Source organism: Janthinobacterium sp. PLB04, assembly GCF_021165895.1.
Lineage (GTDB): Bacteria > Pseudomonadota > Gammaproteobacteria > Burkholderiales > Burkholderiaceae_D > Janthinobacterium > Janthinobacterium lividum.
Window position 1 is genome coordinate 5,765,252 of the sequence record NZ_CP088968.1, and the last position, 16,647, is coordinate 5,781,898.

Below are 16,647 nucleotides of genomic sequence, written 5' to 3' on the forward strand. Positions count from 1 at the left end.
TGGACGTCTGAAATTCTGTTGCGCGGTGCGCCTTGATTTCCAGACGTTTTGAACAATTTATATAGGTTTAACGCCTGCCAAAACTGTAGCGAGCGGCAGTGAGTTGTAGCCGAGACGCGCAGCTGTGCGCTAGCACAGTGAGCATCGCAGGCTGCAAATCGCGACGCGCAGTAAGTTTTGGCGCGCGTTAATTGCCGGCAGAATAAATCTGCGTCGTCCAGCGTTGTAATAAGCGCTTGCGCGTGTCCGACGCGCCATACTTGGCGAAATCGTAGTTGATAGTCTTGATGTTTTCCAGGCGCGGCGAGGCGGCGGGAATGGTGGCGGCCACGTTGGACGGGATCTGGAAGGCCAGCGCCTTGACGGCCTCGCTCTGCACGTCGGGACGCAGGGCGAATTCATAGAATTTCTTTGCCTGCTCCATGTTTTTCGCGCCCTTGACGATGCTCATCGAGCCGATCTCGTAACCCGTGCCTTCGCAAGGCGGCAAGACTTTCACGGGAAAGCCTGCCACGGTGAGTTTCATCAGGTCATGCATGAAGCCGATGGCCACGCCCGCTTCGCCGCGGCCCACGTCCTCGCCGGGCGCCACGCCCGCGTTCGGATACTTGCTGACATTCTGGCCCATTTTCGCCAGGAAATCGAAGGCTTCCTCTTCACCGAACAGCTGCACCACGGTGGCCAGCGCGTTGTAGGCGGCACCCGAGGAGTTCGGGTTGGCCATCTCGATCTCGCCCTTGTAGGCGGGCTTGACGAGGTCTTTCCAGCATTGCGGCGGCGGCAGGTTTTTCTTCTTCAGCACGTTTTCGTTGTAGGCCAGGCCCAGGATGCCGATGTAGATGCCGACGGTGCGGTATTTGGCCGTCTCTGCCTGCTTGAGCGCCCACGGCTGCAGCTTGGGCAGGGTAGGTGACTTGTATTCTTCCGTATAGCCTTCGGCGGCGGCCTGCAGGTGCGGGTCGCCCGTGCCGCCCCACCAGATGTCCGATTTCGGGTTCGACGCTTCGGCGCGGATCTTCGCATACGCCTCGCCGGCGCTCTTCCTGATCATCGACACTTTGATCTTGCTTTCCGCCTCGAAGCGGTTCTTCATCAGCTGGCACCATTCCATGTCGGCCGAGCACAGCACGGACAGGCGTTCGTCGGCGGCCATGGCCGTCATCGGCAGGGCCAGGCTTATAGCGATCGCAACATTGCGCATCTTCATCGTCTCACTCCAAGTTTGTTGTCGTTGTGGTACTTCAGACCGCACCGCTATCTTGCGGTGTCACTGTCCCGGGATGTGCTTTTTCAAGACTTGCACTGCATTGCACACGTGTGCACACCTTACCACCAGCCGATTTTGACTGTCAACAAGAATCTCGGCAGGCGTGCGGCGTGGTGTTTTACCGACAAAAAAAACCGCCAGCTGTACGTACAGCTGGCGGCTTTCGGGGGCTCCGGGATCAGAGGCGTGTTACTGCCAGGCTTCCTTGCCCGCGCGTGGCTTGCCCACCATCAGCAGCGCGCCCAGTGTCAGCACGGCCGCCAGCGACAGGTAGTAGCCCACGTATTGCAAGCCGTAGTTGGTGGCCAGCCAGGTGGCGATGTACGGCGCCAGCGAGGCACCCAGGATGCCGGCCAGGTTGAACGTCAGCGAAGCGCCCGTGTAGCGCACTTCAGGCGGGAACAGCTCGGACAGCATCGTGCCCAGCGGTCCGTAGGTCATGCCCATCAGGCCCAGGCCGACGGCCATGAAGACGGTCACTTCCCAGGTCACGCCGGAACCGAACATGGGCGCGAGCACCAGGCCGAAGATGGCGATGGCGACGGAGACCCAGATCATGGTCGCACGGCGGCCGCGTCGGTCGGCCAGCACGGCCGAGAAGGGTATCGTCAGCGCAAAGAACAGCACGGCAAACAGCTGCACGATGAGGAATTCCTTGCGCGTGAAGCCCAGCTTGGTCGTACCCCAGCTCAGCGCGAACACCGTCATCAGGTAGAACAGCACGAAAGTGGCCAGGGCGATGATGGTGCCCAGGAACAACATGCGGCCATGCTGGCGGAACACGGTGGCGACCGGCAGTTTGACGACCTCTTTCTTGTCGATGACTTTCTGGAAGTCCGGCGTTTCCGTGATCTTCAGACGCACATACAGGCCGACGATGACCAGCAGCGCGCTGGCCAGGAACGGGATGCGCCAGCCGTAGCTGAAGAACTGTTCATCAGTCATGGTTTCGCTCAGCAGCAGGAAGATGCCGCCAGACAGGAAGAAGCCGATCGGCGCACCCAGCTGCGGGAACATGCCGTACCAGGCGCGCTTGCCCGGTGGCGCGTTTTCCGTGGCCAGCAGCACCGCGCCGCCCCACTCGCCGCCCAGGCCCAGGCCCTGGCCGAAACGGCACAGCGCCAGCAGCAGCGGCGCCAGGGTGCCGATGGCGGCATAGGTCGGCAGCAAGCCGATGATGACGGTGGAAATACCCATGGTCAGCAAGGCTGCCACAAGAGTAGCCTTGCGGCCGATGCGGTCGCCGAAGTGGCCGAACACGGCCGAACCGATGGGGCGCGCGAAGAAGGCGATGGCAAACGTGGCCAGCGACTGCAGCACGGCGGCCGACGGGTCGCCGGCGGGGAAGAACAGTTTCGGGAACACCAGCACGGCGGCGGTGGCGTAGATATAAAAGTCAAAGAACTCGATGGTGGTGCCGATCAGGCTGGCGAACAGCACCGTGCCGGGGGAATTTTTCTTGGGGGGGGTGCTCATTTACTGCGCTCCTTGGGGAGGGTGTCTAAAGGCCATTCTCTGGATGTTTTTTCAGGCAGCAGCACAGCACGTTGTCTCCGTGTCGTTCGCATATCATAGCCTTGCGCGCAGGCATTTGCCGCGCATTTGCTATTAAATTTGCAAACAAAAAACAACGGTTTTAGTTGCCGCAGCGAACTGCCGGCAACGCGCGCTAACGGGCCGTGATCAGTGCTGATTTAGAGAAACAACGGTCGTGCGCCATCCGGTTACCCGGGGCACGGCAGGAAAGGCGTCAGGGGATGGGCGACGTGTATCAGGCCCGGCGTATCGCCAGGCATTCCGTACCAGACCCGCGCGTCGGCATCGCGGCATCGGTCATTTGTGGTGAATCCTTGCCTGCGGCCCCTCCGGGTGGAGCGGGCCGGCGATGATCGCGCCTGCATCACGAAGGATGCGGTTGATCTTGCTGTAAGCGGCTTATGATACGCGCAGTGGTGCAGTGCGGCAAGAAGTTGTGATGGAGCATGTGCGGTGGTGTCGGCTTACGCTGCGCTAAGCCGACCTACGCATCAATCAATGCAAAAGTCTGCTCAATTTCGCGGCTGTCGAGCGGGCGCACGAGGCGCGCCACTTCCCGGCCATCCTTGAGGAAAATCAAGGTCGGCCACAGTTTTACACGGAACGAACGCCCCAGCGCGCGGCCGGGGCCGTCTTCCACGCGCAGATGCGGCACCGCGGAGTGCTGCGCAAACGCGGCGGCCAGCGGCGCCTGGGTGGCGCGGCAGTGGCCGCACCAGCCCGTGCCGAATTCAAGCAGGGCCGGCCCCGTCAAAGCGTCGATCTCGGCACGCGCCGGTTGCGCTGCAGAATACGTATCGTGCATCATGCCAGTCTCCCAGACAATTTAGACCACTTTGAGGCGCAAGGTCTCCAGGCCATCGATGGCGCCCACCAGCTCGTCGCCGCGCTGCACGGCCGCCACGCCAGCCGGCGTTCCCGTGTAGATCAGGTCGCCCGGCTGCAAGGTAAAGTAGGTCGACAGGTCGGCAATGGTTTCAGCCACGTTCCAGATCAGCATGTCGATCGTGCTGCCCTGGCGCAGCTCGCCGTTCACGTGCAGGGTGATGGCGGCATGCTTGACGTCGCCCGCCTTCGCGGCCGGGGTGATGGGGCCGATGGGCGCCGAGTGCTCGAAGGCCTTGCCCGTATCCCATGGACGGCCCAGTTTTTTCGCTGCGCCCTGCACGTCGCGGCGCGTCATGTCCAGGCCGATCGCATAGCCCCACACGTGGCCCAGCGCATCGGCCACGCCGATGTCGCTGCCGCCCTTGCCGATGGCCACCACCAGTTCCATCTCATGCTGGAAATCCTGCGTCTGCGCCGGATACGGCAGCTCGCCCGTCGTGCCGGCAGGCACGGGCAGCACGGCGTCGTTTGGTTTCATGAAGAAAAACGGCGCCTCGCGGCCTGTGTGGCCCATTTCCTTGGCGTGGTCGACATAGTTGCGACCCACGCAATAGATGCGGTGGACGGGAAAGCTGTCGGCGCTGCCCGTGACGGGAACGCTGGGCTGGATCGGTGCGGGAATGACATACGGCATAAAAACTCCTGATCGGCACGATAACGGTGATGAAAAAGGGACACCGCAGTGTCCCCCATTTTACGGCAAGCTTACTTCAACAGTCCCGAGCGGCTCGGGTCCGGCATGCGGATGGCAACGATGAAGGAAATCAGGCACATGACAGTCACGTACCAATAGAAATACTCTTCCACGTGCCAGGCCTTGAACTGCAGCGCCACGTATTCGGCCGAACCGCCGAACATGGCGTTGGCAACCGCGTACGACAGGCCCACGCCCAGCGCGCGCACTTCGACGGGGAACATTTCCGCCTTGATCAAGCCGCTGATCGACGTATAGAAACTGATGATGGCCAGGGCGATGATGATCAGGCCAAACGCCGCGTACGGGCTGGTGATGTCCTTCAAGGCATGCATGATCGGCAGCACGCACAGGGTGGCCAGGCCGCCGAAGAACAGCATCGAGGTGCGGCGGCCGATGCGGTCGGACAGGGCGCCGAACACCGGCTGCAGCACCATGTAGACCAGCAAGGCGCAGGTCATCACGGCGCTGGCCGTCTTGGTGTCCATGCCGGCCGTGTTGACCAGGTATTTCTGCATGTAGGTGGTAAACGTGTAGAACACGAGCGAGCCGCCGGCCGTAAAGCCGAGTACCGTGATGAAGGCGCGCTTGTGCTTGAGCAAGCCGCGCAGGCTGCCCGCGTCCTTGTCCTTGCGCTCGCTGGCGGTGGTTGTTTCCGTCAGGGATTTACGCAGGTTCAGCGATACCAGGGCCGCCAGGGCGCCAAACACGAACGGGATGCGCCAGCCCCAGGCACGCAATTCTTCCAGGGTCAGCAATTGCTGCAAGACCACCAGTACCAGCAAGGCCAGCAATTGGCCGCCGATCAGGGTCACGTACTGGAACGAGGCAAAGAAGCCGCGCTTGCCCGATTCCGACACTTCGCTCATGTAGGTGGCGCTGGTGCCGTATTCGCCGCCCACGGACAAGCCCTGGAACAGACGCGCCACCAGCAGCAGGAACGGGGCGAAGGCGCCGATGGTTTCATACGTGGGCAGCACGGCGATCATCAGCGAGCCGCCGCACATCATCAGCACGGAAATCATCATCGACTGGCGGCGGCCGTATTTGTCGGCGATGCGGCCGAACAGCCAGCCGCCCACCGGGCGCATGAGAAAGCCGGCGGCAAAGATGCCGGCCGTCTGCAGCAGCTGCGTCGTCGGGTTACCGGACGGGAAGAAGGCGTGCGAGAAGTACAGCGCGCAGAACGAGTAAATGTAGAAGTCGAACCATTCGACCAGGTTACCGGAGGAAGCGCCAATGATGGCCTTGATGCGCTGCTGGGATGTCAGCTGCGCAACGTCATGCGGAGTATCGTGGGATGTCATATCAGTCTTCTTGTTCGTGTGAAAAAGCCAACGCCAGCCGGGTTGCCCGGGCTGGTTTTGCATCATACGCCCTTGATCGGGGTCAAAAAGCCGCCCGGCATACGCGTTAATACGTATCGCCGGCAACTTTTTTTCGCCTGCGGGCGCGTGGAATCAGACCCGTTCCAGCACCAACGCGATGCCCTGGCCCACGCCGATGCACATGGTGCAGAGTGCATAGCGGCCGCCCGTGCGATGCAGCTGGTTGACGGCCGTCATCGCCAGGCGCGCGCCCGACGCGCCCAGCGGGTGGCCCAGGGCGATGGCGCCGCCATTCGGGTTCACGCGCGGGTCGTCGTCAGGCAAGCCCAGCTGGCGCAGCACGGCCAGGCCCTGGGCGGCGAACGCTTCGTTCAGTTCGATGACGTCGAAGTCGGCCAGGGTCAAGCCCGTCATGGCCAGCACTTTCAGGGTGGCGGGCGCGGGCCCGATGCCCATGATGCGCGGCGCCACGCCAGCCGTCGCCATGGCCACGACGCGGGCGCGCGGCGTCAGGCCAAAGCGGGCCGCGTTCGCTTCATCGGCCAGCAGCAGGGCCGCCGCGCCATCGTTCACGCCGGACGCGTTGCCGGCCGTGATCGTGCCGTCCGCGCGCACAACGGGTTTCAATTTGGCCAGGGTGTCGAGCGTAGTGGCGCGCGGATGCTCGTCACGGCTGACAACGACAGGATCACCTTTCTTTTGCGCGATGCTGACGGGGCAGATTTCACTGTCGAACACGCCCGCCTGCTGCGCCGCCAGGGCTTTCACCTGGCTGGCCAGAGCAAACGCATCCTGGTCCGCGCGGCTGATGCCGAAGTCGACGGCCACGTTTTCCGCCGTTTCCGGCATCGAATCGACGCCGTACTGCGCCTTCATCAAGGGATTGATGAAGCGCCAGCCGATGGTCGTATCTTCCATTTTCATGCCGCGTGCAAAGGCACTGTCGGCCTTGCCCATGACAAACGGTGCGCGGCTCATGCTTTCCACGCCGCCGGCGATCAGCAAGCCCGCCTCGCCGCTCTTGATGAAGCGGGCGGCACTGCCGATGGCGTCCAGGCCCGAGCCGCACAGGCGGTTCAGGGTGGCGCCCGGCACGCTGTCGGGCAAGCCCGCCAGCAAGGCCGCCATGCGCGCCACGTTGCGGTTGTCCTCGCCCGCCTGGTTGGCGCAGCCATACAGCACGTCGGTGACAGCCGTCCAATCCACGTGCGGATTGCGTGCCATCAAGGCACGGATGGGCACGGCGCCCAGGTCGTCGGCGCGCACGCCGGCGAGTCCGCCGCCATAGCGGCCAAACGGCGTGCGCTGGGCGTCGCAGATATATGCGTGGGTCATGTTCTTTCCTCCAAGAAAGTAGTTTGCGTATTGATGGTGACGTATTGATGGCGAACTAACGTCCGTCCGTCAGCGGCACGGCCGTCAAGGCTTGCAGCTGCTCAAAACTCAAGCCGTCGACCAGTTCGACGACCGTGGCGCCGGCGGGCGACAGGTCGAGCACGGCCAGGTCGCTGTAGATGCGGCTGACGCAGGCGATGCCCGTCAGCGGATAGGTACAGGCCTGCACCAGCTTGCTTTCGCCTCCCTTGGTCAGCAATTCCATCATGACCCAGGTTTTTTTCGCGCCGATGGCCAGGTCCATGGCCCCGCCCACGGCGGGAATGGCGTCCGGCGCGCCCGTGTGCCAGTTGGCCAGGTCGCCCGTGGCGGACACTTGAAACGCCCCGAGCACGCAGATGTCCAGGTGGCCGCCGCGCATCATGGCAAAGCTGTCGGCATGGTGAAAATAGCTGCCGCCCGCCAGCAGGGTGACGGGCTGCTTGCCCGCGTTGATCAGGTCGTAGTCTTCCTCGCCGGGTGCGGGCGCAGGTCCCATGCCGATCACGCCGTTTTCGCTGTGCAGGATGATGTCTGCGCCAGCCGGCAAGTGGTTCGCCACCAGGGTCGGCAAGCCGATGCCCAGGTTGACGACGGCGCCTTCATGGATGTCGGCCGCCACGCGGGCCGCCATTTGATCTCGATTCCATTTATTCACTTGATACTCCTCAGGCAGCTTTGAAGCCGGCGGGGCCGGTGGCCGTGCGCGGCACTTGCACGATGTGCTGCACGAACAGGCCCGGCGTGATGACGTGCTCGGGATCGATGCTGCCCAACTCGGCAACTTCATGTACGGAAGCAATGCTGACTTTCGCGGCCATGGCCATGATCGGGCCGAAGTTGCGCGCCGTCTTGCGGTAGGTCAGGTTGCCCCAGCGGTCGCCCTGCTCCGCCTTGATCAGCGCGAAATCGGCGTGGATCGGTGACTCGAACACATACATGCGGCCATCGATCTCGCGCGTTTCCTTGCCTTTGGCCAAGTCCGTGCCATAGCCCGTGGGCGTGAAAAAGCCGCCGATGCCGGCGCCGGCGGCGCGGATGCGCTCGGCCAGGTTGCCCTGCGGTACCAGCTCCAGCTCCAGCTTGCCCGCACGGTACAGGGCATCGAAGACGTGGGAATCGGCCTGGCGGGGAAATGAGCAGATGATTTTGCGCACCTGCCCGTTTTTCAGCAGGGCAGCCAGGCCCGTATCGCCATTGCCCGCATTATTGTTGACGATGACGAGGTCGCGCGCCCCCTGGGCGATCAAGCCGTCGATCAGCTCGGCCGGCTGGCCGGCGCCGCCAAAACCGCCAATCATGACGGTGGCGCCATCGTGGATATCGGCCAGCGCATCAATCACGCTGGAACGCAGTTTGTCGATCATTGCCTGCCTCCTCCAAATCAAAGCCATCTGTTATTTGTTCGCATAAAGAACAAATATTCGTATTTAGAACTTATTCGTGAGAATATGCCTGATCGGGGCGCTTGTCAATTTGCCGTTTTCGCCAGCGCCATGGCTATAATTGCCACCTTGATCAATTGGAATTGCCATGACCGACCTCCGCAGCACGCCCCTTTCCGCCGCAGACACCCTTGACGCCGACGGCGCACCGCGTCCCGGCGACAGCTATGTGCAATCGTTCGCGCGGGGGCTGGCCGTGTTGCGCAGCTTTGGCGCGGACGCGCCGCAACAGACCCTGAGCGAAGTGGCGGAGCGGGCGCAGCTGACGCGCGCGGGCGCGCGGCGCATCCTGCACACCTTGCTGCATCTCGGTTATGTGGAAGCGGATGGACGGCTGTTCCGTTTGACGCCCAAGGTGCTGGACCTCGGTTACGCCTATCTGTCGTCCTTGCCCGTGTGGACGCAGGCGCAGCCGCTGCTGGAAGAATTGATGCAGACCTTGCGCCAGTCGTGCTCGGCCACCGTGCTCGACGGCGATGACATCGTGTATGTGGTGCGCCTGTCCGCGCACCGCACCATGTCGATCAACCTGGGCATCGGCAGCCGCCTGCCCGCCTACTGCACCTCGATGGGACGGGTTTTACTGTCGGGCCTGGCGCCAGACGTGCTGCGCGCACGGCTGTTGAAGATGGCACTGCTGAAAATCACGCCGGCCACCAAGGTCGATATCGATCTCTTGATGGACGAGATTGCGCAAGTGCGGCGCCAGGGCTGGTGCCTGGTGCAGGAAGAGCTGGAACAGGGCTTGATCGCCCTGGCCGCGCCCGTGTTCGACCGGGCCGGCAAGGTGGTGGCGGCCATCAACGTCAGCGGCCAGACGGCGGGGCCGTCCGTGGCGCACCTGCTGGAACACAGCTTGCCGAAACTGCTCGAGACGGCCAGCCGGGTCAGCGCCCTGGTGCGGGTGCAGCAGTGATTATTTCTTAAACCTTATTTTTTAAACTTCAAGCACGGGTCCGCGCGCGGCTGCGCCGGCATCGTTTGCGTCAGGTCAAATGTGCCCTTGTAGCCGCTGCCGCCCTGCTCCAGGTAGCCGATGCTGCGCACGTTCAGCTGCGGGTCCGCCAGCTTCAGCCAGCGGGGCACGCCGATATCCTTGCGCACATGGGCATTGCCGGCGATCAGCACCACGTCGCGCGGCGCCTGGTCGCGGATCAGCTTGGCCATCCAGATATCGCGCGCCATCTGGGCGTTGACGACACCGTTGATCATCATGTCGGGCAGCATATTGCAGCGGGCCGCCTGGACTTCCTTCTGTTGCCCGTCCAGGATATCGGCCGGCACGGGTGCGGCCAGGTAAGTGGCCACCATGGCGGGCGGCATGGACCACTGGATGCCGTCGCGCACGATACGCGACGCATCGGCCGGCGACAGGTTGCCGGCGACCAGGCTCAGCTGGTAGCTGATGACGAGGTCCAGCACGGGCCGGTACAAGCTCCAGTCCCAGCGCGGCTGTTCCATCACGCGGATGATGCAGTCGGGATCGGCGCAATCGCGCGCGGCGCGCGTCAGCAAGTCCTGGTTTTCGCGGTCGAACTGCTCCATCACAATCACGGGGCGCCAGCCGGCTGCCAGGCGGCGGCGCAATTCTTCGACGCGCAGGCGCTGGCCTTGCGCATTGTCATGGACTTCGCCCAGCAGCAAGACTTGCGGATTGGGCAAGGTGTCGGCCACGGGCACGGGAGCGGGCGGCGCTTCCTTCTTCAGCAAGCTGCCGCAGGCGGCCAGCGCCAGCACGCTGGACAGCAGGGCGGCGCGCGCGCCGGCGCGGAAAATCACGGTCTTCATGTAAGCAGTATCCAAAGTGGCGATGCGCCAGATTGTACCGTCTCAGACCGGCGCGGGCAGCTTGCGGCGCTCCAGCACTTCAAACAGGACCATGCCGGCCAGCATGGCGCCCACAAACAGCCACGCTTTCGGCTGGCCCGCCAGCAGGGATACGAGGGCGGGACCGGGACAAAAACCGGCGATGCCCCAGCCCGCGCCAAAGGCCAGGCTGCCCAGCAGCAAGCGCCGGTCGCTGCGCCGCGATGCCGGCAACTGCATGGGCTCGCCCAGCAGCGCCGTGCTGCGCCGGTGCGCCAGCCAGAAGGCCGGCAGGGCCACGCCGATGGCGCCGCCCATCACCAGCGCCAGCGACGGATCCCAGGCCCCGGCCAGGTCGAGGAAAGCGAGCACCTTGGCCGGATTGCCCATGCCGGAGACGATCAGGCCCAGGCCAAAGAGGAGGCCGCTCAACAGGGAAAGGATCAGCTTGCTCATAAGCTTGCTCACAGATGGCGCAACAGATAGACGGTGAGGAATCCGGCCGCCATGAAGGCGATGGTGGCCGCCAGCGAACGCGGGGACAGGCGCGACAGGCCGCACACGCCGTGGCCGCTGGTGCAGCCGGCGCCATAGCGCACGCCCACGCCCACCAGCAGGCCCGCGACGATCAGGGCCGGCGTGCCCGCGTCGATCTGCACGGGCGGCAAGGCTTGCCACAATTGGTACAGCAGGGGCGTGCCGATCAGGCCGGCAAGAAAGGCGATGCGCCAGCCCAGGTCGCCACTGCGCGGCCGCAGCAAGCCGCCGAGGATGCCGCTGATGCCGGCGATGCGCCCATTGAACAAAATCAGCAGGGCAGCCGCCAGGCCGATCAGCATGCCGCCGGCCAGCGAGGCCCACGGCGTGAAGTGCTGCCAGGCTATGCTCATGGCAGCGTTCAGTCCGCTTCGTCGTTGAAGGCGGGGCGCGGCGCGCAAAATTGCGCGTACAGCACTTGCAGCACGGCCAGCACGGGCGGGCTGGCGACGCGGTAATAAATCTGCTTGCCATCGCGCCGCGTGGCCACCAGCATCTCTTCGCGCAGCACGCCCAGCTGCTGCGACAGGGTCGGCTGGCCGATGCCCACTTTTTGTTCGAGGTCGCTGACGCAATGCTCGCCCTGCGATAGCTGGCATAGCAGCATCAATCGGTCGGCATTGCCCATGGCCTTGAGCAGCGAGCTGGCCTTGTAGGCCGAGCCACGCATGGCGTCGAGGTTGTATGCGTGTTGCGGTGTTGCGACTGTCTCCATCTTGCCCTCCCACAGGCGGTCATATTGATCATCATGCGATAAACAATATACTAATCAATATACTGTTTTCCTGCTGGCGATTCGCACAAAAAAACAACAGTGTTTTTTGGCGATAGCGTGCTCATGCAAAGTGTGCGGCAACGATCATGTTTACACTATCAAAATGACAAATATTCGTAATAAAGAGGAAATAAACGTATCAAAATTGTCACGATCTGTGCTGTAATGGGAGAACAGCAGAAAAATCATGATACGCCCCCGTACAGGCGAATTATCCGTCCATGCGCAAGCCGGTTTCGGCTGCGCCGCGCGGTGAACAACAGGGAGAGCACGATGAGTATCTATCAGCCGTTATGCGTGGCCTTGCTGGCGCTGTCGGCCAGCACATGGAGCGTGGCGGCAGTCAGCGACACGGCGGCCGGCAAGCAGCAGGAAACCGGTGAACGCGTGGCGATCGATGAAAGCATCAGCTTGAATAATAATCCCGGCTGGGAAACGCCGGACTTGCCGTATGCACGCCTGCTTGCCAGCAGCGCGGCCGCGGCACCGCACTGGAGCACCAGTGGCGCGCACCATGTGGCCCTGGCGCCGCCCAGGCCCTTGACGGCCGCGCCCGCACAGCAAACCCACGTGCCGGCCCCCGTGCCTGAAGCGAGCATGTACTCGATGCTGCTGGTGGGATTGGGCCTGGTGGCCTTGAGCCTGCACGGCGAAAAACAGGAAAAATTCGATAACTGACGGCGCCAGCACTGGCAAGGCGCTGCTGAAAAACATTCCGCCTGGCGCGGAATGTTTTTTTATGGCGTCATCATTTGTCCAGCAGGCGGCAGACCCGTTCGATATTCCCCACCGGAATGCCCGACTTCAGGGCCCGCGCGATGCAGCCCGCCTTGTCCGGGCCCGAGGCGGAAATGAGCACGAAGGCCGTCACCACCACGCTGATGGCCACGAGCACGATCAAGACCCCCTTGACGATATCCCAGTTCATTGCGTCTCAACAATGTCATACGTAAAGTCATAATAATGCTTGCCGTCCTCAATGCGGATGGCCAGGCTGCCGGTGAGCCCTTGCAACTGCTGCGTCCCCGTATCGGGCACCACCGTCACCGACAAGGCGGGCGCGCCGCGCGTCATGGTGCCGCTGTGCTGCAAATAAAAACTGCCATGGCGCCCGTCCAGGCTGCCTTCCACCCGCTCCAGCGCCACATAGCCTGCCGAACCGGCCACGCTGGCGCGCGCGCTGAGCATCTCGCCCTGCGCGCTGGCGTCGAGGGCACCGTGGTAGCGCTTGTCGAGCGACATGCGCCCCAGCCCCGATTGCGCGGCCGTGTCCGACAAGGTTTCCGGGGTGAGGCTGACGTCGAAGGTTCCCGTAATGAAAGGCATCAGTACTCCTTGGTGAGTGAGGATGTGGCTGCCGCTTCCGGCCCGTTCAGCAGCGCATGTAATTTTTGCATGGTGGCCCAGTTGCGCGAAGTGACGCCATCGCCCAGCAGCACGCCCAGGGCCGCCACCACCTTGCTGGCCAGCACGCCATCGGGACACCAGGCATACGCGGCCCATCGCCCCAGCGCCAGCGCTTCCGGCTGCCACGGCTGCTGCAAGAGCGGCGCCAGACGCTGGACGTCGGCCGGATTGTTCAGCACCAGCACCAGCAGCCGGGCCGCATCGGCCGCCGGCGCCAGGGGGTTTTGTTCGATCAGTTCGGCAAACTGGCTGGCCGACAGCACCGTCACCCTGGCCGCCACGCCCAGTTTCAGCACCAGCGCTTCCTCGATGCGGGCAGCGGCGTCGGCCGGCGCAACCTTGCCCCCGTCATACACGACGTTGCCGCTGTTGAGCACGGTACTCACCTGTGCAAACCCCAGGTCGCCCAGCAGCTTGCGCAAGTCGGCCATGGCCACGCGCTTGGCGCGGCCCACATTGATCCCGCGCAACAGCGCCACCTGCTGACTGTTTTCCATCTGTGCCATATATTGTCTCCTTGCCTATGCCTGGCCGGCAGGACCGCTGGCGGCGCCTTCCGGCAATGGCGTCACCTTGGGCAGGCGCAGCAGGAACGTCGCGCCCTGCCCCAGCGTGCTGCTGACCGTGATGGTGCCGCCAAATTGCTTGGCAATCAAGTTGAATACGATATTCAAGCCCAGGCCCGTGCCGCCCTGCCCGCGCCGCGTGGTGACAAACGGGTCGAACACGCGGTCGAGCATGTCGGGTGCGATGCCGCGGCCATCGTCGCGCACCTGCATGGCGATCCAGTCGTTATCGCCAAGCACGCCGATATGGATATGGCCGTCCGTATCCGCATCAAAGGCGTGCTCGACGCAGTTCAAGACCAGGTTGGTCAGCACCTGCGCCAGCGCGCCCGGATAGCTGTCGAGCATGATGCCGGGCGGGCAATCGATATCGATGCGGATGCGCGTCTTTTTCAGGGTCGGCTGCAGGCTCGAAATCACTTCACCGATATAGTCGCGCAATTCGAACAAGCGGCGCGCCTCGCTGACCTGGTCGACGGCGATCTGCTTGAAACTGTGGATCAGGTGCGCGGCGCGATAGGCATTGTTCATGATCAGCCGCGCGCTTTCGCCGGCCGTTTCCAGGTAGCGCACGATATCGGTCTTCTTCACGCTGCCGCCGGCCACCGCCGTGCTGATGGCATCGGTGGCCTCCTTCAGCACCGAGGCGCTGGTCAGCGCGATGCCGACCGGGGTGTTGATTTCATGCGCCACTCCGGCCACCAGGCTGCCCAGCGAGGCCAGGCGTTCCGACTGCAGCAACGATTCCTGCGCGCGGCGCAGCTCGTCCATGGCCTGCGCCGTTGCCTGCTGCGAGCGGCGCGCCATGTCTTCCGCCTCGCGGCTGCCCTCGATGATGGACTTGAGCTTGCGCTGCACGGCATTGAAGCCGCGGATCACGTCGCCCAGCTCGTCGCGCCGGTTTTCCGGCAGCTCTTCGACATCGTCACTGCCGCGCGTGGCCAGGTCGAACAAGCCGTCGCGCAACTGTTTCAGGGGCCCGAAGACGATGCGCAGGCTCAGCGCGAGGGCGCCCACCAGAATGATGTCAAGCAGCAACACTTCCAGCACCTTGCGCCGCACTTCGCCGCGCAGGGCCGCATCGATCTGGGCGCGGCTGAAATTGACGATGACCTTGCCGACGATCACGGGCTTGCCGCCCGTGGCTGCGGCCACGGCGTCGCGGAATACCAGCGGCGCCTCGACGGGCGTGCCGCCCATGGCCACGTCGGCCGTCAGCGGCACCAGGGTGCCCGCCGCATCGCGCACTTCGCCCGCGAACAGGCCGACGGAGGCGTCGTAGACGCGGATGCCGACCAGTTCCGGCGGCAGCATTTCGGCCGCCACGATGCTGTCGACCTTGGATTTATCGAGATCCCACAGGGCGGAAGGCAAACTCGTCTGCAAGCGCGTGAGCACGCCGCTGCGCAGGCGCGCGCTGCCCGATTCGAGTTCCTTGCTCAAGGTATATTGGGTATAGGTACCCGAAATGCCCAGCACCAGGGTGACGATCACGACAAAAAGCAGGGTCAGCCGGACTTGGATACTCACCATCAATCAACACTCCCCGGGCCAGGCCGGTCGCCGGCCCGCGGCGCGGGCGCAGATACGTCAGCGGATAACAGCCTGAATCAAATGTACGGTATGACATGCTTATTGGCAAGATTTACAGCAATACCGTTTTCCACCGGGCCTTGATACAGGTTGAGACATTGCGTCATGGCAATGGTAATATCCCGCAATCATCTAAGGAGTCGTCATGGCGGTCATGCATCAACATCTACCCCTGGAACAAGTTCGTCCTGGCATGGTCTTGTCGGATGTCTTGCTCGATGCGCATGGACAAGTGCTGTTGCCGCAAGGCGCGGTATTGACTGAAAACATGCTGGCTCTGATGCCGCGCCACAACATCGACATGCTGCCGATCCAGGCGCCGCCACCGTCGCCCGAAGAAATCGCCGCACAACAGGCGGCCGACAGCGAACGGCTGGCCTACCTGTTCCGCAAGCATGACCCGGAGGATCCCCTGGACGCGGCCACCACCTTGCTGCGCAGCTATGTCACGGCATACCGCCTGGGCACGGGAGAGGCCGCATGAGCACCCAGCTGACCCTCGACGATATCGTCGCCCACCTCGACGATTTGCCCTCGCTGCCCGCCGTCGTCATGGAACTGCTCAACAGCATCGACCAGGAAGACGTCGATATTTCCGTACTGGCCAAAAAAGTGTCGTACGACCAGGCACTGACGGCGAAAACCCTGCGCCTGGCCAACTCGTCGCAATACGGCTTGCAAGTGAAGGCCACCACCATCCAGCAGGCGATCACGTACCTGGGCTTCCAGACCACGCGCAGCCTGATCATGTCGGCCGCCATCACGGGCTGCTTCCCGGAAGGTCGCTGCCCCGGCTTCGACGACAAGGCCTTCTGGCGCCATTCGGTGGCGACAGCCGCCTGCGCCAAGGTGCTGGCGCGGCAGATCCGCTTCAACCAGGATTACGCCTTCACGGCCGGCTTGCTGCACAACATCGGCCGCCTGGTGCTGGTCAGCAGCTTTCCCGCGCACTACGCGCAAGTCATCGCGCACCAGGCGGCGCACGATTGCAGCCTGCTCGAAGCGGAGCAAACCGTGCTGGGCGTGGACCACGTGCAGGCCGGCGTGGCGCTGGCCGAACACTGGAATTTTTCCGATACCATGCGCCTGGCGCTGGCCAACTACCTGCAGCCGGAAACGCCGGGGGCAGGCTTCCTCGCATCGCTGATCCACGTGGCCAATGCCATCGTGTGCGCGCTCGACCTGGCGCAGGCGGGCGACGACATGGTGCCGCGCGTCTCGCCGGTGGCCTGGGATGCGCTGGGACTGGGCGAAGACACGTATCTGCAGCTGTTCCGCGAAACGGAGCTGCGCTACGATGAAATCACCTCGGCCTTGCTAAGCTGATTGCTTAAGCGAACTCGGCAGGCACAGCCGCAAACGCAAACGGCTCTCGCTGCGAGGCGAAAGCCGTTATAGGTACTGCGGTACGTCCATGCTGCCCGGTCCACG

At 63.4% G+C, this 16,647-nt stretch carries 20 protein-coding genes; 4 read left to right on the forward strand and 16 right to left on the reverse strand.

What is annotated here, in order from left to right:
* Window positions 1-187: 187 nt before the first annotated feature.
* From LSO07_RS25455 to LSO07_RS25490, 8 genes are all read right to left on the reverse strand, one after another.
* Window positions 188-1,207: an ABC transporter substrate-binding protein gene (locus LSO07_RS25455; RefSeq protein ID WP_151096952.1), complete on the reverse strand. Its 1,020-nt coding sequence runs from the start codon at window positions 1,205-1,207 to the stop codon at window positions 188-190.
* A 249-nt stretch (window positions 1,208-1,456) separates the two neighbouring features.
* Window positions 1,457-2,743, reverse strand: a complete 1,287-nt coding sequence (locus LSO07_RS25460; RefSeq protein ID WP_151096954.1) for an MFS transporter — start codon at window positions 2,741-2,743, stop codon at window positions 1,457-1,459.
* 544 nt (window positions 2,744-3,287) lie between these two features.
* Window positions 3,288-3,611: a thioredoxin family protein gene (locus LSO07_RS25465; protein ID WP_151096956.1), complete on the reverse strand. Its 324-nt coding sequence runs from the start codon at window positions 3,609-3,611 to the stop codon at window positions 3,288-3,290.
* A gap of 18 nt (window positions 3,612-3,629) precedes the next feature.
* A complete protein-coding gene (locus tag LSO07_RS25470; RefSeq protein ID WP_151096958.1) occupies window positions 3,630-4,325 on the reverse strand; it encodes a fumarylacetoacetate hydrolase family protein in 696 nt (231 codons plus the stop codon).
* Between the two features lie 71 nt (window positions 4,326-4,396).
* The gene (locus LSO07_RS25475; RefSeq protein ID WP_034780684.1) at window positions 4,397-5,692 is read right to left on the reverse strand and encodes an MFS family transporter; all 1,296 of its coding nucleotides are present in this window, start codon (window positions 5,690-5,692) and stop codon (window positions 4,397-4,399) included.
* A 153-nt stretch (window positions 5,693-5,845) separates the two neighbouring features.
* Window positions 5,846-7,048 carry a 3-oxoadipyl-CoA thiolase gene (gene pcaF, locus LSO07_RS25480; RefSeq protein ID WP_151096960.1) on the reverse strand — a complete coding sequence of 401 codons (1,203 nt, stop codon included), beginning with the start codon at window positions 7,046-7,048 and terminating at the stop codon, window positions 5,846-5,848.
* Between the two features lie 55 nt (window positions 7,049-7,103).
* Complete coding sequence (locus tag LSO07_RS25485; RefSeq protein WP_151096962.1) at window positions 7,104-7,745, reverse strand: 3-oxoacid CoA-transferase subunit B; 642 nt, start codon at window positions 7,743-7,745, stop codon at window positions 7,104-7,106.
* A gap of 10 nt (window positions 7,746-7,755) precedes the next feature.
* Window positions 7,756-8,454, reverse strand: a complete 699-nt coding sequence (locus LSO07_RS25490; RefSeq protein ID WP_151096964.1) for a 3-oxoacid CoA-transferase subunit A — start codon at window positions 8,452-8,454, stop codon at window positions 7,756-7,758.
* A gap of 166 nt (window positions 8,455-8,620) precedes the next feature.
* Between LSO07_RS25490 and LSO07_RS25495 the strand changes: the two genes are divergently transcribed.
* Window positions 8,621-9,448: an IclR family transcriptional regulator domain-containing protein gene (locus LSO07_RS25495; protein ID WP_151096966.1), complete on the forward strand. Its 828-nt coding sequence runs from the start codon at window positions 8,621-8,623 to the stop codon at window positions 9,446-9,448.
* A 14-nt stretch (window positions 9,449-9,462) separates the two neighbouring features.
* Here LSO07_RS25495 and LSO07_RS25500 read toward each other — a convergent pair whose 3' ends face one another.
* Genes LSO07_RS25500 through LSO07_RS25515 form a run of 4 tightly spaced genes read right to left on the reverse strand, consistent with a single transcriptional unit; the run spans window position 9,463 to window position 11,590 of the window.
* A complete protein-coding gene (locus tag LSO07_RS25500; RefSeq protein WP_151096968.1) occupies window positions 9,463-10,320 on the reverse strand; it encodes a ChaN family lipoprotein in 858 nt (285 codons plus the stop codon).
* A 42-nt stretch (window positions 10,321-10,362) separates the two neighbouring features.
* Window positions 10,363-10,794 (reverse strand): YeeE/YedE family protein, encoded by a 432-nt coding sequence (locus LSO07_RS25505; RefSeq protein WP_151096970.1) that lies wholly within the window; start codon window positions 10,792-10,794, stop codon window positions 10,363-10,365.
* Window positions 10,795-10,802: 8 nt separating this feature from the next.
* A complete protein-coding gene (locus LSO07_RS25510; protein WP_034780106.1) occupies window positions 10,803-11,228 on the reverse strand; it encodes a YeeE/YedE family protein in 426 nt (141 codons plus the stop codon).
* 8 nt (window positions 11,229-11,236) lie between these two features.
* Window positions 11,237-11,590, reverse strand: a complete 354-nt coding sequence (locus LSO07_RS25515; protein ID WP_034780109.1) for an ArsR/SmtB family transcription factor — start codon at window positions 11,588-11,590, stop codon at window positions 11,237-11,239.
* A gap of 333 nt (window positions 11,591-11,923) precedes the next feature.
* On the opposite strand from LSO07_RS25515, the gene LSO07_RS25520 reads away from it, so the two are divergent.
* Window positions 11,924-12,328 (forward strand): PEP-CTERM sorting domain-containing protein, encoded by a 405-nt coding sequence (locus LSO07_RS25520; RefSeq protein WP_034780112.1) that lies wholly within the window; start codon window positions 11,924-11,926, stop codon window positions 12,326-12,328.
* A 70-nt stretch (window positions 12,329-12,398) separates the two neighbouring features.
* Here LSO07_RS25520 and LSO07_RS25525 read toward each other — a convergent pair whose 3' ends face one another.
* The 4 genes from LSO07_RS25525 to LSO07_RS25540 are packed head-to-tail and all read right to left on the reverse strand — an operon-like array spanning window position 12,399 to window position 15,156.
* Window positions 12,399-12,578, reverse strand: a complete 180-nt coding sequence (locus tag LSO07_RS25525) for a hypothetical protein (RefSeq protein ID WP_034746783.1) — start codon at window positions 12,576-12,578, stop codon at window positions 12,399-12,401.
* Window positions 12,575-12,976, reverse strand: coding sequence for a DUF3224 domain-containing protein (locus tag LSO07_RS25530; protein ID WP_151096972.1), 402 nt, complete (start codon window positions 12,974-12,976; stop codon window positions 12,575-12,577). Before LSO07_RS25530 ends, LSO07_RS25525 begins: the two co-directional genes overlap by 4 nt.
* Window positions 12,976-13,563 carry a DUF1697 domain-containing protein gene (locus LSO07_RS25535; protein WP_151096974.1) on the reverse strand — a complete coding sequence of 196 codons (588 nt, stop codon included), beginning with the start codon at window positions 13,561-13,563 and terminating at the stop codon, window positions 12,976-12,978. The genes LSO07_RS25530 and LSO07_RS25535 overlap by 1 nt, the downstream gene beginning before the upstream one ends.
* 15 nt (window positions 13,564-13,578) lie before the next feature.
* Window positions 13,579-15,156, reverse strand: a complete 1,578-nt coding sequence (locus LSO07_RS25540; protein WP_070257436.1) for a sensor histidine kinase — start codon at window positions 15,154-15,156, stop codon at window positions 13,579-13,581.
* A gap of 205 nt (window positions 15,157-15,361) precedes the next feature.
* Between LSO07_RS25540 and LSO07_RS25545 the strand changes: the two genes are divergently transcribed.
* Window positions 15,362-15,700, forward strand: coding sequence for a hypothetical protein (locus LSO07_RS25545; RefSeq protein ID WP_070257435.1), 339 nt, complete (start codon window positions 15,362-15,364; stop codon window positions 15,698-15,700).
* Window positions 15,697-16,542 (forward strand): HDOD domain-containing protein, encoded by an 846-nt coding sequence (locus tag LSO07_RS25550; protein WP_151096976.1) that lies wholly within the window; start codon window positions 15,697-15,699, stop codon window positions 16,540-16,542. The genes LSO07_RS25545 and LSO07_RS25550 overlap by 4 nt, the downstream gene beginning before the upstream one ends.
* Window positions 16,543-16,647: the final 105 nt, after the last annotated feature.